20 protein-coding genes are annotated in these 21,744 nt (G+C 64.8%); 7 read left to right on the forward strand and 13 right to left on the reverse strand.

Going from position 1 to position 21,744, the window contains the following annotated elements:
* The first annotated feature begins 119 nt into the window (after positions 1-119).
* From B3361_RS18515 to B3361_RS18545, 7 genes are all read left to right on the forward strand, one after another.
* Positions 120-527, forward strand: coding sequence for a hypothetical protein (locus tag B3361_RS18515; protein WP_154211189.1), 408 nt, complete (start codon positions 120-122; stop codon positions 525-527).
* 1 nt (position 528) lies between these two features.
* Complete coding sequence (locus tag B3361_RS18520; protein WP_054904375.1) at positions 529-1,107, forward strand: hypothetical protein; 579 nt, start codon at positions 529-531, stop codon at positions 1,105-1,107.
* 50 nt (positions 1,108-1,157) lie between these two features.
* Entirely contained in the window at positions 1,158-2,606 is a 1,449-nt protein-coding gene (locus B3361_RS18525) for a hypothetical protein (protein WP_054904374.1), read from the forward strand.
* A 61-nt stretch (positions 2,607-2,667) separates the two neighbouring features.
* Entirely contained in the window at positions 2,668-3,348 is a 681-nt protein-coding gene (locus B3361_RS18530; protein ID WP_009685453.1) for a C39 family peptidase, read from the forward strand.
* Between the two features lie 45 nt (positions 3,349-3,393).
* The gene (locus tag B3361_RS18535) at positions 3,394-4,146 is read left to right on the forward strand and encodes a hypothetical protein (RefSeq protein ID WP_054904373.1); all 753 of its coding nucleotides are present in this window, start codon (positions 3,394-3,396) and stop codon (positions 4,144-4,146) included.
* A gap of 46 nt (positions 4,147-4,192) precedes the next feature.
* Positions 4,193-5,473 (forward strand): hypothetical protein, encoded by a 1,281-nt coding sequence (locus B3361_RS18540; protein WP_029884820.1) that lies wholly within the window; start codon positions 4,193-4,195, stop codon positions 5,471-5,473.
* A 132-nt stretch (positions 5,474-5,605) separates the two neighbouring features.
* Complete coding sequence (locus B3361_RS18545) at positions 5,606-7,807, forward strand: LTA synthase family protein (protein ID WP_286920309.1); 2,202 nt, start codon at positions 5,606-5,608, stop codon at positions 7,805-7,807.
* Between the two features lie 54 nt (positions 7,808-7,861).
* On the opposite strand, the gene ureG is transcribed toward B3361_RS18545, so the two are convergent.
* The 13 genes from ureG to B3361_RS18610 all read right to left on the reverse strand — a co-directional run bounded on the left by ureG (position 7,862) and on the right by B3361_RS18610 (position 21,638).
* Entirely contained in the window at positions 7,862-8,485 is a 624-nt protein-coding gene (gene ureG, locus B3361_RS18550; RefSeq protein ID WP_009685457.1) for an urease accessory protein UreG, read from the reverse strand.
* Positions 8,486-8,496: 11 nt separating this feature from the next.
* Positions 8,497-9,171: an urease accessory protein UreF gene (locus B3361_RS18555; RefSeq protein ID WP_286920310.1), complete on the reverse strand. Its 675-nt coding sequence runs from the start codon at positions 9,169-9,171 to the stop codon at positions 8,497-8,499.
* Complete coding sequence (locus B3361_RS18560; RefSeq protein ID WP_009685459.1) at positions 9,171-9,716, reverse strand: HupE/UreJ family protein; 546 nt, start codon at positions 9,714-9,716, stop codon at positions 9,171-9,173. Before B3361_RS18560 ends, B3361_RS18555 begins: the two co-directional genes overlap by 1 nt.
* Positions 9,717-9,734: 18 nt before the next feature.
* Entirely contained in the window at positions 9,735-10,244 is a 510-nt protein-coding gene (gene ureE / locus B3361_RS18565; RefSeq protein ID WP_054904370.1) for an urease accessory protein UreE, read from the reverse strand.
* A gap of 10 nt (positions 10,245-10,254) precedes the next feature.
* Complete coding sequence (gene ureC, locus B3361_RS18570; protein ID WP_009685461.1) at positions 10,255-11,958, reverse strand: urease subunit alpha; 1,704 nt, start codon at positions 11,956-11,958, stop codon at positions 10,255-10,257.
* Positions 11,955-12,272, reverse strand: a complete 318-nt coding sequence (locus B3361_RS18575; RefSeq protein ID WP_286920316.1) for an urease subunit beta — start codon at positions 12,270-12,272, stop codon at positions 11,955-11,957. Before B3361_RS18575 ends, ureC begins: the two co-directional genes overlap by 4 nt.
* Before the next feature lie 19 nt (positions 12,273-12,291).
* On the reverse strand, positions 12,292-12,594 hold the full coding sequence (locus B3361_RS18580; protein WP_054904369.1) for an urease subunit gamma: 303 nt from the start codon (positions 12,592-12,594) through the stop codon (positions 12,292-12,294).
* 9 nt (positions 12,595-12,603) lie between these two features.
* The gene (locus tag B3361_RS18585; protein ID WP_054904368.1) at positions 12,604-13,437 is read right to left on the reverse strand and encodes an urease accessory protein UreD; all 834 of its coding nucleotides are present in this window, start codon (positions 13,435-13,437) and stop codon (positions 12,604-12,606) included.
* Between the two features lie 255 nt (positions 13,438-13,692).
* The gene (locus B3361_RS18590; protein ID WP_054904367.1) at positions 13,693-14,607 is read right to left on the reverse strand and encodes a site-specific integrase; all 915 of its coding nucleotides are present in this window, start codon (positions 14,605-14,607) and stop codon (positions 13,693-13,695) included.
* A 242-nt stretch (positions 14,608-14,849) separates the two neighbouring features.
* Positions 14,850-17,117: an ATP-dependent DNA helicase gene (locus B3361_RS18595; RefSeq protein ID WP_286920311.1), complete on the reverse strand. Its 2,268-nt coding sequence runs from the start codon at positions 17,115-17,117 to the stop codon at positions 14,850-14,852.
* Entirely contained in the window at positions 17,114-18,763 is a 1,650-nt protein-coding gene (locus tag B3361_RS18600; protein ID WP_054912295.1) for a VRR-NUC domain-containing protein, read from the reverse strand. Before B3361_RS18600 ends, B3361_RS18595 begins: the two co-directional genes overlap by 4 nt.
* 125 nt (positions 18,764-18,888) lie before the next feature.
* Entirely contained in the window at positions 18,889-20,250 is a 1,362-nt protein-coding gene (locus B3361_RS18605) for an aminotransferase class I/II-fold pyridoxal phosphate-dependent enzyme (RefSeq protein WP_054904292.1), read from the reverse strand.
* A complete protein-coding gene (locus tag B3361_RS18610) occupies positions 20,250-21,638 on the reverse strand; it encodes a hypothetical protein (protein ID WP_054904293.1) in 1,389 nt (462 codons plus the stop codon). Before B3361_RS18610 ends, B3361_RS18605 begins: the two co-directional genes overlap by 1 nt.
* Positions 21,639-21,744: the final 106 nt, after the last annotated feature.

Here is a 21,744-nt window from a genome sequence, read left to right on the forward strand (position 1 = left end):
TCATACCAATTCAAAAAGCGGCACACCTTCTGCTCTGTCCTTCGCATCGCTGATCAGGCCCAGTGTTCAAAGAAGGAAGTGCCGTCGTGAGGAAACCAGCCAACCACCTTTATCACGCCATGCTGGTGGGCTGCGTACTGGGGTCACTGAGCCTGACGGCGCAGGCCGACAAGGGGATCATCACCATCACCCGTGACGTGCAGGTGCGCAACGCAACCGTGCCCCCCCTGCGGCCCGATCCCAATCCGACCACGGTCAACGCCAACCCCTCTGCCTATGTGCTCAAGCAGACCAACGAGCTGAGCGACGGCGACTTCGCCGCCATCAGCAGCGGCGCTGGCATCAGCAACATGATCACCCAGCAGACCAACAACCTGGGCGGCAACCTCGGCAACCAGAACCAGTTGCCCAACCTGGCCGGCGGCCGCGGTACCGGTGGTTCCGGTAACGGCATCGCCAACATGGTCAACTCCAGCGTGCAACGTGGCCTGGCGCCGCTGCAAATCCTGACCGGCGGGGGCAAGTGAGATGAAGTACATGCTGCTGATGCTGGCTGCGGTGTGCAGTGCGCCCGCCTTCGCCCAGTCCCCCGTTCCGGTCATCAACAACGCTGACATCGACAGTTCCGGCAGCCGCTACCAAGGCAACCTCAGCGTCAACCAGGCCGCCGGGGACCAGCAGCAGCAGGCCAATGCCCGCGCCATCGCCGTTGGCCCCGAGGCCAACGCCAGTACCCAGATCCGCCAACAGCTCAACACCCCCGCCGACCCGAGGATGGACGCCCGCGCGACCATTCAGGGCAACGCTTTCAGTAATGCCAGCGGCGCCCTGGGGGTGAACCAGAGCGCAGGCGCCAACACCCAGCAAGCCAATGCCATGCGCATCAGCATTGGCGCACAACCGCAAAGCATCGACGACAGCGTCCTCATGCAACAGAACGTGACGCTGCTCAACAACTCCGGAGCAACGGATATCCCAGCCGGCTATCGCCAGGTCACCACCAGTGACCAGGCCTTCACCGGTAGCCGTGGGGTGATCCAGTTGAACCAGAGTGCCGGGGTGGGAAACCGCATGGCCAACACCTTGAGCATCCGGGTCGCGGACTGACCCTTTCAGTTAAGAACGACACTTAACCTACTAGAGTACGGAGAATCACCATGAAACCCTCGATGGCAATCAAGCCTCTGGTTTTCGCAATTGCTGCGGTCATGGCTGTTGCTGTACAAGCTGGGCAAAACGACCGGCGCGGTGACTACCATAATGGCAACAACAATGGCCAGCACACGCCTCCTGCCACCAAGATCCCGGTGTATGCAACCGCCAATGCCTGGGACACTCAAACCAGTACCAACAACCGCATCACCAACCAAGGCACCATCAACGAAGCCGAGATGAGCGACTCGGGCACCGGCTCCAGCGGCAACGTCGGCATCAACGTCGCGGCCGGTAATGGCAACCAGCAGGACAACGCTGCAGCCATCGCCAACGCCGGCTCCGAATCGAGCCTGGACAACAGCTTCGTGTTCGGCATGGCCAACGCCACGGCCGACGTGGTGCAAACCAGCCGCAGCAACCGGGTAGACAACTACTCGACGCAATCGTCGGCGCTGATGAGCGGCTCGGCCAGCGGGGCTGAAGGCAACATCGGCATCAACGTGGCCGGTGGCGACCTCAACCAGCAGAAAAACACCATGGCCATCGCCAACACCGGCGCTCCATTGGGCAACGCCACGGCGACCGCCTCCGCCAACCAGTCCGGCCCAGGCCTGACGGTGAACAACAGCGCCGACCGCACCTACCGGGTAGACACGCTGACCTTCACCACTTCGGCCAGCGGCTCGAGCTCGCGTGATGGCACCTTCAACTCGAGCGACGACCGCAGCGCGTCGTCGAGCTTCAGCGTGGCCGGCTCGCAAAGCGCCAGCAACAGCGGCTCCAGCGGCTGGAACTCCAGTGGTTCGAGCAGCGCCAATGCCAGTGGCTCCAACAGTGCCAGCGCCAGCGGTTCCAACAGCTGGGGCATGAGCGGTTCGGCCAGCGGTTCCAACAGCTCGTCCAGCAGTGCCAGCCTGAACGCCAGCCTGGCTGCAGCAGCCGACGCGACCCGCACGGTCACCACCGACGACGGCCGCCGCGAACGCTCGCGCACCAGCAGCTTCGATGGTTCGCTGAACGCCTCGCTGAACGCCTCGATCGACAAGTCGCACGAAAGTGCCTATGACTCGTCCTTCGAGAAGGCATTCGACTCGAACTACGACAAGTCGCACCAGTCCTCCTACGACAAGTCGCGCGATTCTTCGTACACCAAGTCTCATGAGTCCTCGTACGAAAATGCTTCCGCCTCTGACTTCTCCAAGTCTGGCGAGCAATCGCATCAGTCCTCCAACGACGTCGCCAAGAGCTACAGCGAAAGCAGTGCTTACGACTTGAGCAATACCGTGTCCTTCCAAGTGCTGACCCCGACCGGCTGGGCCAACCCTGTTACCAACACTGCAACCCTTAGCGGTTCGGTCAACGGTGGCAGCGGCAACCTGGGCGTGAACGTGGCCGCCGGTGTAGGCAACCAGCAGAGCAACTCGCTGGCCATCTCCAACACCTCGTTCTAACGCTGCAATCAAGGCCCCCTTCGGGGGGCCTTTCTTCAACAGAACAAGAAGGCATCCGATCATGCGCATTATCGCCTTGGCGTTTTTACTGTGCCTGGCCAGCGTGAGCGAAGCTGCACAAATGCCGCTGGCGGTATTGCCGGGCGGCGCCGTGGTGTTCAAACCCCTGCAAAGCGTGCGCGAGCGCAAGTTCGCCGACCTGGTGCAACAGAAAACCGACTTCAGCTGCGGTGCTGCTGCCCTGGCGACCATCCTGCGCCAGGCCTACTGGCTGGATGTGGACGAACACCAGATCATCGAAGGCATGCTGGCCCACGCCGACCAGGACCTGGTGCGCACCCAGGGCTTTTCGATGCTCGACATGAAGCGCTACGTGGAAAGCCTGGGCATGCGTGCCCGCGGCTACCGTGTAGCGCCCGATACCCTGCACAGCGTGCGCATTCCGGTGGTGGTGTTGATGGATGTGCGTGGCTACAAGCACTTCGTGGTCATGCAGAAAGTCGACAAGGGCTGGGTGTATGTCGGTGACCCAGTGCTGGGCCACAGGCGCTACAAGGTAGACGACTTCCTCAAGGGCTGGAACGGCATCATCTTCGCCGTGATCGGCCAGGGTTATGACAAGAACAATGTCTTGCTCGACCCGCCTCTGCCGCTGACCGCCAAGGGTCGAGTGAACAACTTCACCCCGGTGCAGGACGCAGAGCTGCTGGACTTTGGCTTCATCAAAAGCGACTTCTTCTAACGATACGTCCAATGATAAGGAGCATGACGCTCCCGGGAGCCCGCCATGAACAACCCCTTCCTGCTGGCATTGGCCTGCCTGGCTGCCAGCCTGCCGGTTCATGCAGAAACGTTCAAACCCATCGAACTGAAGGACCAGGAACTGGCAACTTTGCGTGGTCGTTACGTGATGCCGGGGCGCATCGTGAGCTTCGGCATCGTCATGAGCAGCACCTGGCAAAATGCCAAAGGCGACGTGATTGGCGCCAGCAGCAGCCTGCAGGTGCAAGCGTCGACAATCAAGCCACAATTCTACGTGTCGACGATCAATGAAAAAGGCACCGGCAGCGCGGCTGGGGCGGCCGCTGCGTCCGGGACCGGCAGCGTGACCGGCGGTGCCGGGCTGGCCACCAGCGAGGGCGTCACCCAGGTAGTGCGCGCCGCCGGTGATAACAACGGCGCATACAACAACGTCGACATCAACGTCACCAAGGCCAACCAGGCACCGGTGGTGCAACAGCAGGGCCAGGCGCTGGCCGCAGGCCAGACGCTGAACGCAGAAAACGGCGCCGGTTCGCTGAGCGTATCGGCCAGCGGCGTGGGCGTGCAGCTGAACATCAACGCCAGCAACAACCAGGGCAGCAGCATGCAACGCCTGGCCCAGGGCGGCCTGATGCAGAACACCACGCTGCTGGGCAACGGCAACCTGGTCAGCAATGTCACCTCCCTCAACGTGGTCATGCGCGAGAGCATGCCGACAGCGGCTTCGCTCAATGGCAGCCTTGATCAGCTTAAAGGCCTTCGCACTTTCGGATACTGATCTACGCTCAGTCTCATCAAAAGTAGTTGGAAGGGACGGCAACTCCATGCACCGATCTTTTACGCTCAAGGCTTTTGTTTGTCTGACTACCCTGGCTCCGGCCACATTGCTGTATGCCGCTGCCGACCCGCAGGTCGAGGCACTGAAGCAGGAACTGACCGAACTCAAGCGCCGGTATGAGGCCCAGCAGCAAGCGTTGATGGTGCTGGAACAACGCGTGCGGCAGGTTGAAGAAGCCCCGGCGGCGGCCCCACCCAAACGCCTGGTCAAGTCGCCTGCCGAAGGCGTGAAGGGTGGCCAGACGGTAGCGTCCGGCGCCCCTGGCACCACCGGCAGTTCCTATGGCCAGGCCCTGGCTGCCGACTCGGAGCCGGCGCAGAGCGTGTCCAACCTGTATGACGAGGCCAGCGGCTTCTTCGGTGGCGGCAAGTTCAGCTTCGAGACCGGCCTGACCTATACCCACTACGACACCCGTGCACTGACCCTCAACGGGTTCCTGGCGCTGGACTCGATTTTCCTGGGCAGCATCAACCTCGACCGCATCAAGGCCGACAACTGGACCTTGGACATGACCGCGCGCTACAACCTGGCGCAACGTTGGCAGTTCGACATCAACGTGCCGGTGGTGTACCGCGAATCCACCTACTCGTCCGGCGGTGCCGGCGGCTCGGGCGCGGCCACCTCCGATGCCACCGTCACGCGTGACCCGGAAATCGGCGATATCAACGTTGGCGTGGCCTACAAGTTCCTCGACGAAGACGAAACCTGGCCGGATGCCGTGGCCACCCTGCGGGTCAAGGCGCCGACCGGCAAGGACCCCTATGGCATCAAGCTGCGCGAGGTGGACGGCAACAACAACCTGGCGGTACCGGACAGCCTGCCGACGGGCAACGGCGTGTGGTCGATCACCCCAGGCATCTCGCTGGTCAAGACCTTTGACCCGGCCGTGCTGTTCGGCAGCCTGTCCTACACCTACAACATGCAGGACTCGTTCAGCGACATCAGCCCGCAGGTCAACAGCAAGGTGCCGGGCGACGTCAAGCTTGGCGACTCCTGGCAAATCGGCGGGGGCATCGCGTTCGCGCTCAACGAGAAGATGAGCATGTCGTTCTCGGTGTCGGACCAGTTTGCCCGCAAGAGCAAGATCAAACCGGATGGCGGTGACTGGCAGTCGATTTCCAACAGTGACTACAACGCCGCCAACTTCAACATCGGCCTGACCTTCGCCGCCAGCAACAACCTCACCATCGTGCCCAACTTGTCCATTGGCCTGACCGACGACGCCCCGGACTTTTCCTTCAGCCTGAAATTCCCCTACTACTTCTGACCTATGCCATCAGCCGGGCCCGCGACTACGGGCCCGGCTTTTGGTAACCACCCTTGTAGCGCCCGCCTTCCCGCCCGCCTGTTATCATTCAGCACAGTTTCATGACGATTCAATGGCAAAAGGGAAGTTTTTGTGAAGAACCTGTCCGACCACCCACAGGCCCGGCTTGCCGCTCTGGCAGGCCTGCTGTTGGTGATCCCACTGGGTGCGCGCGCCATGCTGGGTTGGTCCAACCCGCTGGGCTACCTGTCAGACCTCGCCCTTGGCAGCCTGCTGCTGTTACTGCTGCAGCGCCGCCCGTGGTGGCTGGCACTGCCGATGTTGCTGGCCTGGGCGGCCCTGTGGGTCGCCTCGGCCGAACTGGTCAGCGCGGTGGGCCGCTTGCCCACCAGCGCCGACCTGGCCTACCTGGCCGACCCGCAGTTCATGGAAAACTCCACCGGCGGCGGCCTGGCCCATGCCTGGCTGCCCTGGCTGATGGGCGGCGGCCTGCTGGCGTGGCTGGTTCTCGCCTGGCGCGGCCGTGCGCAGCGCGGCCTGGCGCTGCCGCGCAAGGCCTGGGCCATCCCGGTCGTGCTGTTCGGCGCCCACTGGGGCAGCCAGCAACTGGCCCCTTCCGATGCCGACCAATGGCGGCAATACAACCTGGGCCATCAGTTGCTGTCTGCCGGGGTGGGCCAGGTACAGCGCCAGGCCGATGAGTGGCTGGGCACTTCCATGCCCTTCACCCCCCTGCCCAGCACCGGCCTGACGCAATCCGACCTGCACGGGCAACGCCTGCTGGACGGCCCGGGCCGTGCGCGCAATTTGCTGGTGATCACCCTCGAAGGCATCCCCGGCGCTTACCTGCGGCCCAACCGTCAGGCGTTGAACAGCCCCTTCGACGAAGAGCTCATGCCCAAGCTCAGCAGGTGGGCCGAGCGCGGCATGAATACCCCGGACTACGTACTGCACACCCACCAGACCATTCGTGGGCTGTACGCCATGCTGTGTGGCGACTATGACAAGCTGGCCAACGGCACCCCCAAGGGGGTTGAGCTGCTGACCCAGAACGAACGTAACCAGGCCTGCCTGCCGGCGCAGTTGCGCCAGGCCGGGTTCACCACCCATTACCTCCAAGGTGCGGGCCTGCGCTTCATGGCCAAGGACCGCATCATGCCGCATGTCGGTTTCGAGGCTGTACATGGCTTGGAGTGGTTTGCCAACAAGAACTACCTGGACTTCCCCTGGGGCAAGGACGACCGCGCGTTCTTCGAGGGCGCATTGAGCTACGTGGGCCATTTGCAGCAGCAGGACAAACCCTGGATGCTCACGTTGCTGACCGTCGGTACCCACCAGCCCTATTCCGCGCCGGCGGAGTACCTCGAACGGTTCGACACGCCGAAACAGGCGGCAGTGGCCTACCTGGAAGACGCGGTTGCGGCGTTCCTCGACAGCCTCGAACGCCAGGGGGTACTCAAGGACACGCTGGTGGTGCTGACCTCCGACGAGTCGCATGGCATCGACGGCGTGCGCCTGGCGTCCTCCTGGGGCTTCAACCTGACCCTGGCCCCGGAGCAGGCCCAATTGCCACGGCTCAAGCAAGGGACTTATGGCCACATCGACCTTGCCGCTTCACTGCTCGACTACTTCTCGCTGCCGATCCCCATGGCCCTGGGCGGTCGCTCGCTGTACCGCGACTACGACACCGGCCGCGAAATGATCGCCTACACCAACGGCATGCTGCGCTACCACAACGGCCAAGGGGTGTTTACCGAGTGCGATTTTCAACAACGGTGCCGGCGTTACGCCAGTGAGGGCTTCATCGCCGGGCAGGCCCGCTACCTTGGCAGCGGCGATAACCTGCTCGGGCAGCAGATCGGTGCCCTGGCCGGCGTGCTCGACCAGTCGCTGCTGCAGACGCCGCTGAACCTGCGCTACCAGTTTGGCGGCCCTGCGCCGATCAGGCTGCGCAAGCACATTCAGGATGATTGGGCCGACAACCTGATCGGTGCCCAATACCTGGAAATGCCAGGGGGCTCGCGTACCCGGGTACGCATCAAGGTCCGCTCGCTGGACCCAAGGCACGTGGCCTATATCCAGCTCAAGGCCAAGCAACTGGAACAGGACGTACCGCTGGGCCTGCCTGCCGAGGTGCAAGTCACCACCGATCAGCCACTGGAGATGGACTTCCGCTTCGACAACCCGACCGATCGCAAGGCGTTTTCCTTCCACTTGCTGGGTTATGGCGGCGGCCAGGTGGAAGTCAGCGACTTCAGCGTGATAACCGCGCTGCCTGGCGATGAAGAGGCAGCCGAGGAACTGGGTGACGAGCCTATCGCCCATTCTGGCTGAACAGGCGACAGCTCTGCGGTGCGTGGCACCGCCTACGCCGGTGTGCGCGGCGGTTTAACCGCGCACACCCAGCATTCCGCGTTCGACAATGAAATCGATCACTGCCTGCAGCCCCTCACCTTTCTTCAGGTTGCTGAAGGTCCATGGGCGCTGTGGGCGCATGCGCTGGGTATCGCGCTCCATCACCTCCAGCGAAGCCCCCACATACGGTGCCAGGTCGGTCTTGTTGATCACCAGGAAGTCGGACTTGGTGATGCCCGGGCCACCCTTGCGCGGAATCTTCTCGCCCTCGGCTACGTCGATCACGTAGATGGTCAGGTCGGCCAGCTCCGGGCTGAATGTGGCGCTGAGGTTGTCACCGCCGCTTTCCACGAAAATGACTTCGAGGTTGCCGAACTTGCGCGCCAGCGCCTCGACCGCCGCCAGGTTCATGGAGGCGTCTTCGCGAATCGCCGTGTGCGGGCAGCCGCCGGTTTCCACCCCGACGATGCGCTCCGGCTCCAGCGCGCCGGCTTCGGTGAGGATGCGCTGGTCTTCCTTGGTGTAGATGTCGTTGGTGACCACGGCAATCTGGTAGTGATCGCGCATGGCTTTGCACAGGGCTTCGAGCAGTGCGGTCTTGCCGGAGCCGACCGGGCCGCCGACACCGACGCGCAGGGGTTGTTGATAGCTATGCATGCAGGCAGTCCTCAGGAACGGAACAAACGGGTGTATTGGGTTTCGTGACGCGATGAGGCAATGGCCAGCAACGGCTGGCCACCCCCGAGCTGGTCGTCACCCAGGGTCAGGGCCTGGTCGATGGCTGCGGGCAAATCGGTGGCCAGGTCACGCAGCAGGGTCTGGGCCGCCTGCTGGCCGAACGGCACCAACTTGACGCCGGCCATGACCGCGCCCTCCAGCCAGGCAAAGCCATGCCCCAGGGCCAGTTGGCGCAAGGGGATGGCCCAGTGCACAGCCAACCAGGCCATGCCGCCCAACTGGGTCAGCTCGAGGCTGGTACGCCACGCCGGCGCCTGGCCCAGCTGCCAGCCGTCGAGTAGCCGTGCCAAGGCCGCCCCGCGCTGCTGTTCTTCCAGGCGCAACTCGGCGGTTTCACGGTTGGCCAGCAAAAAGCGGCTCCAATGAGCAAAGGCTTGCGCGTCCTCGGCCTGGCAGGCCTGGTACAAGCGGGCGAGCACCGGCCAGTCCAGGCCGGCCAGGGTGTCGTGCAACTGCTCACGCTGCCACGCAGTGAACCCGTGCACATCCCTTACCCAGCCCGCCTCCACGGCCCACTCCAGGCCCTGTGAATAGGTGAAGCCACCTACCGGCAGGCCTGGGCTGGCCAGTTGCAGCAGGCGCAGCAACGCCAGATCGCTGTTCATCAGCCGGCCAGTACCAGCGCGGCGCCGGCCAGCAGGCCACCGCCGAAAGCTTTTTGCAGGCCAGCATGGCGGCGCAGCAGGCAACCGACCGCAAAGCCGGCGGCCAGCAACAGCCCGCTGACCGTGACAAAGCCGGCGCTGAACTGCCAGAACGCGCTTGGCGTGGCCTCGACGCCATGCGCCCAGCCATGGAACAGCGCGAACACCGGCATCGCCAAGGCCAGCAGTTGTTGCCGGCCAGGCAGCAGCACGGCACCTGCGGCCACCAGCAGCGACACAGCGATCAGCGTTTCCATGCCCAGCACGTCCCCGAACAGATGCCCACATACCGCCCCGCCGAACATCGCGGCCAGGGTCGCCAGTGGCAAGGTCAGGTTACGCCGGGTCAGCGCCGCCAGTACGCCGGTGCCCAGCAGCATCAGCAGGTGGTCGAGCCCGGTCAGCGGGTGCAGAAGGCCGTCATGCAAGGGGTTGCTGTCATGCCCGGGGTGGGCGAAAGCCGGCACGGCCAGCATCAGCAGAAACAGGGCGAAAGTCTTTTTCATCGGTTGCTCCAGGGCAGTTCAGGAATGGGCAGGCAAGCGCACGAACGGGTGATCGTGGCCGTGATCGTGGCCGTGAGCGTGGCTGTGGCTGTGTGGCGCACTTTGGTAGGCACCCGCTTCGGGCTCGAACGGGGCCTGCTCGGCCTCGACAGTCAGGCCCAGGCCACGCAGCATCTCGTCCAGCACATGGTCGTGCTGGAAGCGCAACAGGCCGGGCTCGATCTGCAGCGGGACATGGCGGTTGCCCAGGTGGTAGGCCGCGCGCGCCAGCAGGTGCGGGTCGGCACAGCGCACGGTGGATACCGCCTCGGGCGCTGCCAGCACGCGGATCAGCTGGGTGCCCTCGGCATCGGCCAACAGCTCGCCGCCACGCAGCAGGTGGCCACGCTCCAGCATCAGGCCGGCTTCGCGACCATCGTCCAGCGTCACCCGCAGGCGGCTCTTGATGCGGCTGTCCACATCGAGGGTGACGGTACCCGTGACAGCACGTGCGCCGGGTTCGGTAATCCGCTGGGTCAAGACAATCATCGGTGCTCCTTCAGAACAGGAAATAGCGCTGAGCCAGCGGCAGTTCACTGGCCGGTTCGCAGACCAGCAGCTCGCCATCGGCACGCACCTGGTAGGTTTGCGCGTCGACCTCGATCAGCGGTTGCAGGGTGTTGTGGACCATGTCCGGCTTGCGCACCCGGCGGCACCCGTCCACCACGCCGATCAGGCTGCGCAGGTTCAATTGCTCGACCAGGCCACGGTCCATAGCGGCCTTGGGCAGGAAGGTCATGCGCGTGGCATGGCGGGCTGCGCCCAACGCGCCGAACATTGGGCGGTAATGCACCGGCTGGGGCGTAGGGATGGACCCGTTGATATCGCCCATGGGCGCGGTGACGATCATGCCGCCCTTCAGTACCAAGGCGGGCTTGACCGCGAAAAATGCCGGCGACCACAGCACCAGGTCTGCCAGCTTGCCCACTTCGACCGAGCCCACCTCGTGGCCGATGCCATGGGTGAGCGCCGGGTTGATGGTGTATTTGGCGATGTAGCGCTTGACCCGGAAGTTGTCGCTGTAGTGGGTATCCGGTGCCAGTGGGCCACGGCGCAGCTTCATCTGGTGCGCCACCTGCCAGGTGCGCAGCACCACCTCGCCCACCCGGCCCATGGCCTGGGAGTCGGACGAGGTCATGGCGAAAGCGCCCATGTCGTGGAGGATGTCTTCGGCAGCGATGGTTTCACGGCGGATGCGCGACTCGGCAAACGCCACGTCCTCGGCAATGCTTGGGTCCAGGTGGTGGCAGACCATGAGCATGTCCAGGTGCTCGTCCACCGTGTTGATGGTGTACGGCAGTGTCGGGTTGGTCGAGGACGGCAGCACGTTGGCCTGCCCGGCCGCACGGATGATGTCGGGGGCATGGCCGCCACCGGCACCTTCGGTGTGGAAGGTGTGGATGGTGCGGTCACCGATCGCCGCCAGCGTGTCTTCGATACAGCCGGATTCGTTGAGTGTGTCGGTATGGATCGCCACCTGGATATCCATTTCTTCGGCTACGCCCAGGCAACAGTCGATGGCCGCCGGTGTCGAGCCCCAGTCCTCGTGCAGCTTGAGCCCGACCGCCCCGGCAGCGATCTGCTCGCGCAACGCTTCAGGGCGCGAGGCGTTGCCCTTGCCCAGCAAACCGATGTTGATCGGCAGGCTGTCGGCAGCCTGCAGCATGCGCGCCAGGTACCACGGGCCCGGGGTGCAGGTGGTGGCGTTGGTTCCGGTAGCCGGGCCAGTGCCGCCACCGATGAAGGTGGTTACACCGCTGTTGAGCGCCTCGTCCACCTGCTGCGGGCAGATGAAATGGATGTGCGAGTCGACCCCCCCGGCAGTGACGATCTTGCCCTCGGCGGCGATCACTTCGGTGCCTGGCCCTACGGGTATGTTGACGCCTGGTTGCACGTCGGGGTTGCCGGCCTTGCCGATCACGGCAATACGCCCGTGCTTGATGCCGATATCGGCCTTGACGATACCCCAGTGGTCGATGATCAACGCGTTGGTCAACACCAGGTCCATGGCCTCGGCGGCCAGCATCTGGCCCTGCCCCATGCCATCGCGGATGACCTTGCCGCCGCCGAACTTCACTTCTTCGCCGTAAACGGTGTAGTCCTTCTCTACTTCGACCCACAATGCCGTGTCGGCCAAGCGCACACGGTCACCCACGGTAGGGCCGAACATGTCGGCATAGGCCTGGCGGGAAATTCGGCTCATGCCCTGCCCTCCAGTGCGCCCATCACCTTGCCCTGAAAGCCGTAGACTTCGCGCTTGCCAGCGTAGGCCACCAGTTGCACGGTACGGGCCTGGCCCGGCTCGAAGCGCACGGCAGTGCCGGCCGGGATATCCAGGCGAAAGCCCAGGGTTGGCCCGCGCTCGAACACCAGCGCCTCGTTGACTTCGTAGAAGTGGTAATGCGAGCCGACCTGCACCGGGCGGTCGCCATGGTTGGCTACGCTGACACTGACCGTGGCGCGGCCACTGTTCAATTTGATGTCGCCAGCGGCGACCTGGATTTCACCTGGGATCATGCGGCGTTCCTCGGCAGGTTCAGACGATCGGGTCATGCACGGTCACCAACTTGGTGCCATCCGGAAAAGTCGCTTCGACCTGTACGTCGTGAAGCATCTCGGCGATGCCAGGCATGACCTGGTCACGGCTCAACACCTCGCGGCCCATGCTCATCAGCTCAGCGACGGTGCGCCCATCACGGGCCCCTTCCAGCACGGCGGCGCTGATCAGCGCTACGGCCTCCGGGTAGTTGAGTTTCAGGCCACGGGCCAGGCGCCGTTCTGCCAACAAGGCGGCAGTGAACAGCAGCAGTTTGTCTTTCTCTCTTGGGGTCAGCTTCATGGCGCTCTCTCAGGTGGCCCAGATACGTGGCGGGCAGGCAGGCAGGCCGAGAACGGCCGGGCGCAGCACATGCCACAGGCGTTGCAGGGTGCGTTGCAAATGTTGGTTGTCATGGTCGAGCAGGCGGATCACCAGCAGCGAACCGAGCAGCGTCGCGCCGGCAGGGGTGCCCAGCTCATCGAGCATGGGCCTTACCTGCTCCAGCAATGCCTGATCGGCCGGCGCGGCACAGAAGGTGGCTAGCAGTGGGTGGCCACCGAGCTTGCCCAGCTGGCCGCCTTCGATACGCAGGCGCTCATGCAGGCCCGTTTCGCCGGCCAGGGTGATGTGCAACAGGCTGTCGAGGGCACCCTGGTCGAACCGTTCGAGCATCACCGGGCGGCCCAGGCACAGCGTTTCCCAGGCCAGCAACCGGGCGCCGGGCTCAAGGATGAAGTGGCTGGCGAGCCTGGCACGGGCACCGGAGAAGAAAATGCTGTCCTGGGGCAACCATTCCAGGGTGCTGCCAGCGGCCAGGTGGAAGCGCTGGGTCAGCCGTGCGGTCGGGCCGATGCTGCGGTAAAACTTGCTGGCACCGGGCATGGTCAGCAGGGCGTGGCTGCCAGCTTCCAGCTGAATGTCGAGCTCCAGGCGATCGCCGGCAACGATGCCACCCGGCGGGTGCAGAACATACACATGGCAGGGTGCACCTTCCGGGTAGAACGGGCGCTGCACCAAAAGAGGTCCGAAATGTTTCCATGCACCAAGGCGGGTCGTGCCCGCACGCTGGACAAAGCGCAATTGCAGGTGGGCGCTCCAGCCTGCATCGTCTTGGTGGTGTTCGATCTGCTCCGCGAGCGACATCCTGCGGCCCCTAAAATTCGTGGCCTGCTGGCCGGTAAGAGGGTCAGCGGCGGGCGCCGGTTAGTGCGCACGGCCTGACCACTCGATCAAATTCGCAGGCTGGATATAGCAGGTTGCGGGCCAACTCCGCAGGTGAAGGCAGATGAATTATTTTTACCGCTCGCTCCGCCATCGGGCACCGCCGCGGGGGCCGCACAAAGCGGGGGCGTGCCCAGGCCCTGTTTCGGTGCTGGCGAGGCCTACGCTGGTCGGCGCTCAGTAGTCGAAACGGTCTACCGCACGGCGGCGTTCGTTGTCGTCACGCCGGTCGTAGATCGCCGTGGTCTGGATGTTGGCATGGTGTGCCAGCTTTTGCGCAATCGACAGGTCGTGCTCCTCGATCACCCGGGTGATGAACGCGCGGCGGAAGTCGTGCGGCATGATCTTGACCCCCACCTGCGCGCCGCGCTGGCGGGCGATGTAGTAGATGGCATGCTTGGTGATACGCGCCCGGGTGATGTGGTTGCCGCGGCGGATGCGGTTGAACAGGAACGGGTCATCTTCGGCACCGGCCGGCAGGGCCTGGCGACGCAGGTCGAGCCACGCCTGCAGCTTCTCGAACGCCCAGGGCGGCGCGTACTTGATCAACTGGTGGTTGCCCTTGCCCACCACTTGCAGGCTGCGCGCGGCGAAGTCAACCTGGGCAAGGTCGATGTCGACCGATTCCGACTTGCGCATGCCTGTGCCATACAGCAAGGCAATGATCGCCGCGTCGCGCACCCCTTGCGGCCGCGGGTCGGCAGCGCACACGTCCATCAGTTCGCGAATCAGGCTACGCCGCAGGTTGCGCCCGGGCGGCAGGCGGGTGCCGGTTGCCGGCTTGACCTCGCGGATGCGTAGCAACTGCTCGTGGTCGATCAGGCCCTGGCGCCAGGCCTCGTTCATCACCCCGCGGATGGCGTTGACGTACAGCGAAGAGCTGTTCGGCGCGTAACCATCGGCCCGCAGGGCGGCCACCAGGGCGATCACATGGCCGGGCTCGAGCCGATGCCAGAGAACGTCGACGATATTGCAGTCGACGAACCCCAAGCGGTCGGCGGCGTCCTGAAGGATGTAGCGCATGGTTTGCTGGCTGGATGGGGCCAGGCGGGCCATGTACTGCAGCAGCGGATTTTTCGAGAGGTCGGACAAAACGTGAATCCTGTAGCGGGGCGTTGGCCGGCAGCACAGCGGGCCGACGCTGGAGCAGATCAAAACGGCGTGCCGGCGAGTCTGCATGACAAACTAACGGTCGGGCCATTCTGGCCCAAGACAGTGCCATCACCTTGATATACAAGGACTTTGTATCAGGCATGGAAGGTGATCTTACCCCAATCGAGCCCCCTGAACGACCTTGGGCCTGCCTGCGCAGTGCCAGGTGCTGAACGCAGCGGTCAGGTACACTGCTCACCTTGCGGCCACCAGCCCGGGAACATCTGCTGCACCCTCGGCTCGGCGAAACGCTCATCGATCAATACCAGTACGCCACGGTCCTGGTCCCCCCGGATCACCCTCCCCGCTGCCTGGATCACTTTGCGCACCCCGGGGTAGAGATAGGCATAATCGAAACCCGCGCCAAATTGCCGACCCAGGCGCTGCTTGAACTGCTCGTTCACCGGGTTGACCTGGGGCAGCCCGAGCGTGGCGACGAAGGCGCCGATCAGGCGGGTGCCGGGCAAGTCCACCCCTTCACCGAACGCACCACCCAGCACGGCAAAGCCGATGCCTTGGCCGTCGGCGACAAAGCGGTCGAGGAACGCCTGCCGGGCCGACTCGTCCATGCCCGGGGCCTGGGCCCACAATGGGATCTGCGCGTGGCGCTCGGCCAGCAGCCCGGCGACCTGCTGCAGGTACTCGAAACTGCTGAAGAACGCCAGGTAATTACCCGGCTGGCGCTCATACTGCCGGGCAATCAACTCGACGATCGGCGCCAGCGAAGCCTGGCGCTGCTGGTACCGGGTAGACACCTGGCTGGCAATGCGCACCTGCAGTTGTTCGGCACGAAACGGCGCTGCCACTTCCAGCCACGCCGTATCGGCCGGCATGCCCAGCAGGTCGCTGTAGAACTGCCGCGGGCTCAGCGTGGCAGAGAACAGGGTGACACTGCGCGCCGCGCGCATGCGCGGTGCCAGCAGCCGTGCCGGGGTGACATTGCGCAGGCACAAGGTCGCCAGCCGGCGCTTGCGCGGCCCTTGGCGCTGGCTGATATCGAACAGGAAATGCTCGTCGAACAGTTCGGCTACCCGGCTGAACTGCAAGGCCTGGTAGAAGAACTGCAGCACCTGCGGGTCGATGTGCGTGGGCGCCTGGTTCATCTGCTCCTGGATCAGCCCGATACACTGCTGCAGGGCGCGCAAAAGGTCATGCGGCAGCGCTTCGCTGGCCTGGTACGGTGCCCGTTGCTCTTTGTACAGGGCGTTCCACTGGCGGTTTAGGCGGTCCAGCGCACTGCCCAGCCCATGGGGTTTGCTTTGGCGCAACGCCAGCAACTGCCCCTGATCGAGGCTGGCGCTGTACATGCCCCGCCCGCGCTCGACCAGGTTGTGAGCCTCGTCGACCAGAACCGCGACCCGCCACTGGTTGAGCTGTGTCAGCCCGAACAGCAAGGCGTGGGCGTCGAAGTAATAGTTGTAATCGGCAACCAGAACGTCGGCCCAGCGGGCCATCTCCTGGCCCAGGTAGTACGGGCACACCTGATGCGCCAAGGCCACTTCGCGCAGCTGGGTACGGTCCAGCATCGGCACGGCCGCAGCGGCCGTGCGCGCGGCCGGCAAGCGGTCGTAGAAGCCGGCCGCCAGCGGGCAGGACTCGCCATGGCAGGCTTTGTCCGGGTACTCGCAGGCTTTGTCGCGAGCGATCAGTTCCAGGGTGCGTAGCCCGGGCTGATTATCGCCCGTGGTGATCTGCCGCATGGCATCCAGCGCCAGCGCACGGCCCGGGGTCTTGGCCGTGAGGAAGAACAGTTTGTCCAGTTGCTGGGGCACCATGGCTTTGAGCAACGGAAACAAGGTACCCAGGGTTTTGCCGATGCCGGTGCTGGCCTGGGCCATCAGGCAACGGCCAGTGCTCACCGCCTTGTACAGGGTTTCTGCCAGTTGCCGTTGGCCTTGGCGGAACGCTGGGTAGGGAAAGCGCAGCGCCTGAAGGCCGTGGTCACGTTCGGCAAGGCGCTGCTGCTGGAACTGGGCCCAGCCCAGAAAGCGCTGGCACTGGACCTGGAAGAATGCCTGCAACTCAGCGGCCGTGCAGTGCTCACTGAACAGGGTCTGGCTATCGCTGTCGACGTCCAGGTACACCAAAGCCACCTCGATGCTCGCCAGTTGCCGGGCCTGGCACATCAGCCAGCCGTACACCTTGGCCTGCGCCCAGTGCAGCTGGCGGTGGTTGGCCGGTTGCCGGGCCAGGTCGCCACGGTGAGTCTTGATCTCTTCCAGCCGATTGCAGGCAGGGTCGTACCCGTCGGCACGCCCCCGCACCCGAAGGCCTTCAAACTGGCCCTCCAGGGTAATTTCCGACTCGTAGCCGGCCGCACGCCGGGCCACTACCCGCTGGTGGCCCTCGATGCCCTCCTGGGCGGTGGGCGACGGCGTGAAGCGCAGGTCGAGGTCGCCGACCTTGGCACTGAACTCGCACAAGGCACGCACCGCCACGCTGTAGCTCAAGCGGCGTCACTCCAACGCACATGGCAGACCGCGACGGGCAGGCCGTGCTCCTGGCAGAATGCCAGCCAGCGCAGCTGGTTGTCCTGCAGGCGGTCACCGGGGCCTTTGACCTCGACCATGCGATAACGCCCCTGCTCGGGCCAGAACTGGATAAGGTCGGGCATGCCCGCACGGTTGCTGCGAATGTCCTGCAGCAGGCGCACGAAGCAGTGCTTCAACTGCGCAGCCGGCAGGCAGGCCAGGGCCTGCTGCAGCAGCGCCTCGCTGAGCATCGACCAGAACACGAACGGTGACTGCAGCCCGTGTTTGGCTGCATAGCAATCCAGGATCGCCTGGTGGTGGCTACCATCGTCGAGCCGCGCCAGGCATTGCTCGAACAGGGCACTGCGGCGCTGCTGGAAGTCGCTGTCGTGCAGGTCTTGCGGCGCGGCCTGGAACGGGTTGAAGAACGCGCCAGGCACAGGGGCGAAGATCGCCTCCCAGCACAGCAGGCCAAACAGGCTGTTGAACAGCGTGTTCTCCACATAGTGGGCTTGCCCGCCCTCGGCGGCCAGGTGCTGGCGCACGGCCTCTTCAACGCCTAGCGCGGCGTGCTCGCGGGGCAATTCCAGTTCGATCAGTGCCAGCGGCGCCACGCGCTGGCGGCGCTGTGGCGGGCCACCGAGCTTGCGCGCCAGGCGCGGCAGCATACGTTCCAGCGCCTGGACCTCCAGTGCATTGGCCGGTGCCGCTGCCAGTTGCAACGCCAGGGCATGGGCCTGCGGCCAACGTTCGCTGCGCTCCAGCACCCGCACCTGGCGAATACGCGCCTGGGCATGGCTGCACTGCGCATAAACCGCCATGGCCTGGTCCCAGTCACCCAGGCGCTCGCATTGCTGGCCCAGGGCGAACTGCAACCGCGCACGGCGCCGGGCCAGCCAAGGGTTGTCGCAGTGCAGGTGCTGTATTGCCGTGATTACCGACTGAGGGTGTTCGCCCTGCTCCAGGCGCTCGGCACACTCATGCAGCACCATGGCCAGGTCGATATCGGCGCGTTGCTGCAGGGCACGCGAATCGGCGCTGAAGGGCACCTGCTCGTAGCGCAGCAGCCCCAGGTCGGCAAGCACGAACTCTGACCAGTCCTGGTAGAGGTTGCCGAAGAACAGCAGCCGCATGCGGTCGCAGAGCGGTTGCAGGCACCACTGCAAGATGCGCAACTCACTGCCCGGGTACCACTCGGCCAGAGACCGGGCGGCCAGTTGCAGCGGCTGCAGCTGGGCCAGCAAGTCATGCTTGGCAGCACGCGGGCGGCTCAATTGGGCGGCGAAACAGCACGCCAGTTCGTCTTTGCGCAGCAAGGCGAACAGTTGCTCCAAGTGCAGTTGCTCGGGCTCGCGGACCCAGCCCAGGGCCTTGAGTGGCTGCAGGGCGAGTTCGGTGTCGCCTATTTCCTCATAGACGAGGCGGTCGCTGCGAAACAGTTCGCCCTTGCGCATCACCATGCGCACCATCAAGGCCTGGGCTGGCGCGCTCAGTTGGCCGAAGGCATGGATGAACGCCAGTTCCTGTTCATCGAGCAGGTCCTGGTAGCGCTGTTCGACCCACAGCAGTACCTGGCGGAAGTTGTGCAGGTAATAGAACGGGTCGTCGACGGAGTGGGCAATCACGGGCTGGGTCAGGTAGCGGGAACAAGGCACTGGTTATACATACAGACCCAGGGGCCTGGCAAGAGCCGTGGGTCAGCTCGCCCCTGCAAGAACCGCCGCGATCGCGCCCTTGGGCATGCAGTGCCCTATGATTCAGCGGGGAACCGCCGCACCCGCCTGCGGCGAAGTTCCAGGGCCTGGGCCAGGCGCTGCACGGCTTGTTGCAGGTCGCCTGGGCAGTCGCCCAGCCACATCAGCGCCAGGTGCTGCCGGTAGCGGCCGTGCAAGCTGAACTGTTCCCCCGGCAATGCATGCAATGCGCAACCTGCCAAGGCCTTGGCAATGGCATCCCAGGCCAGCGGCTGCTCGAAGCGCACCCACAGCATGCGCCCGCCTTGCGGGGGCTCCAGCACCACCCGCTGGGCAAACTGCGCGGTCAGCGCGCAGGCGAGGTTTTGCGTGCGCTGCTGCAGGTTGCTGCGCAACGCCACCAGTTGCGCTTCGATATCACCCTTGGCCAACAGGTGGGCCAGCGCCAGCAGCCGCAGCGGCGCAAGGCGGAACGCCCGCTCGCAGAACGCCTTGGCCAGGGCGGTATCCAGGCTCAGTACGTAGGCATACGGCGCTTCGGGCCCTACTGCAGCCTCGAACGCCCCCATAATCATCAACCTGCGCGGATCGACCCAATCGCGCAGGCGGGTCACGGGTGGGCCACTGTAGCAAAGCTCGCTGTCCAGGTCGTTCTCCAGCAGCCATACGCTGTGCTGGCTCAACAGCAGGCCAAGCTGCTGCTGGTAATGCAGGGAGACCAGCCGCCCTTGCGGCAGGCCAAGGCAGGACGGCATCACCAGCAGGCGGACCGGCTCGCAGCCCAACAGCCTGGCCACGGCCTGCAGGTCCGGGTTGCCACGTGGATCGGGTGGCACCTCCAACACCCGCATGCCAGCGCGCGCCAAAGCACGCAGCACGTGCCCGCAACAGGGCGACTGTACCAGCACCGTGGTGCCCCTTTGCAGGGCCAGCGCTGCAAGCAGCGTTTCCAGCAACGCCGGAACATCCGGGGCCAACTGAACGTCATCGGCCCGCCAGTACTGGCGCGAGCAACGGGTGTAACGCTCCGCCAGCGCGTCGCGCAGGCGCGCACTGCCCTGCACTTCCCAAGGGCCAGCGCCGCGCTCGCGCTGGCGGGCCAGGCGCCGCTCGTGGGTGAACAAGGCGCGCTCCAGCAACGGTTGTGCGAGCTGGGGCGCCTGCCGGGGCATACCACCTTGCTGCAGGTCAGCCAGGCGAACGAAATAGCCCGAGCGTGGCAGGCAGTGCACGCGACCCTCCTCCTCCAGCAGGCTGTAGGCGCTCTGCACCGTTGCCAGCGATACCCGCAGCCGCCGCGACAGCTCACGCAAGGACGGCAGCCGGTTCGGACCACCAGCCGTCGCCTGACCAATCAACGCTTCCAGGTAGCGGTAGACCCGCCTATAAGCGAACTCGCCGGCCGCTGTTCGCGCCATCAAGGTTGCCTCATGGGGCTGTGCCGCCGTTCAGCGGCGTGGCGCGGCAACAGCCGCAAGTGCGCGTCGCGGCGCGCCAACGCACTGAGCAGGCGCCACGCAGGTAGCGGCATCTTACCGCCGTAGACTGCCCGCAGTTGCGCCAGTGATAGCCCACTGGTGTTCACCAGCCAGGCTTTGACCGCCGCGGGGCAAGGTTTGCCTTGCATGGCCCGGTGCAGGTAAGGCAGCGCCACCAGCATGTCGGCATGGCGAGCGCGCAGAAAACGCTCGAGGTTCTTGCCCTGCCTGGCGAACGGTTTGCACAGCAGGCATTCCAGTTGGGCCTGGCTGAGGCCATAGGCCTTGCCAAACTGCAGCACAGGTTCGTCGGCAGGCTTGCTGTCGCCCGGCGCCCCCGCCAGCCTCAAGGGCGGCCGGGTGGCTTGAGGCTCCAGGCTGCGGGCCCGCAGTTCCTGCAACTGGGCCAAGGCCAATGGGTCGACGAACGCGGCCAACGGCGAGCAGGCCGTCTCGGCCGCCGCGAAGTGCCAGCCCAGCATGGCATCCAACTGCTGCCCGCCCAGCAACGGCGGCAGCAGGTCATCAATGGCTATCAGCCGCACCGGCCCCCCCTTGAGCGCGGTCCCCGCAGGCTGATCCGCCGGGTTGCCGGGCGCCAGCCCCGTGGCCCCTTGCAAGCGCGCCAGGCCCTCGGCCAGCGTCGACAGGCAATGGTGCGCCAGGTAAGGGCCACGTTGCCCCGCCAAGCGCTGGCTACGCAGCGCCCACGCCAGGTAGCGGCGGCGCTGCCCTGCGGGCAAGGCGGTGACCATTGCGTCGGCGGGCGCCTGAGCCTGCAGCGCGAAGCTTACGGCCGCCGCCAGTTCCAGGTGCAGGCGGCTACCCAGCAACGCTTCTGGCCTGGCATCGATCAGGTGGCCAAACATCAGCAGCGCTTCCCTGGTCGGCAACCAGCGCTCGGACGCCACACGGGGGCGGCAACTGAACGGCACCACTTCGCGCCCCTCGATCATTTGCAGTTGCACCCGCGGGTCATCCTGCATGAACAGCGCACTGAAGCCTTGATCGAGCCCTTGCAGCGTAGGGCTGCCGGCCACCGGCAAGCTCACCACCAGCACGCGCAGTTGAAAAGTAACCGGTGCACGCATGGCGATGCTCAGTTGCGCAGCACGCAACATCGCCAGCAGCCGAGCACCCTGGCGGTCACTGCCTTGCAATACCTGCAGGCGAAAGGTGCCGATATATTCAGGCCCGCCTGCGGCTACCAATAAACGTTGTATCAACAACTGCAAGGAGGCCCGTTGCGCCTGTGACATATGGGCGAGCAAGCGTTCGAGCACTTGCTGGTAGATATAATGCATTGCCTGGTCGTGAATAGCAGTCACGGATCACCTCACCACTTCAAGTCGCCGGCGCACGCCCAAGCAAGTTGTTCAGGCTTACACTGCGCCAGGCTTTTACAGAAGAAACTTCCTACAAATGAATAAAGTG

Source organism: Pseudomonas sp. UBA6699 (assembly GCF_002454615.1).
Classification (GTDB): Bacteria; Pseudomonadota; Gammaproteobacteria; order Pseudomonadales; family Pseudomonadaceae; genus Aquipseudomonas; species Aquipseudomonas juntendi.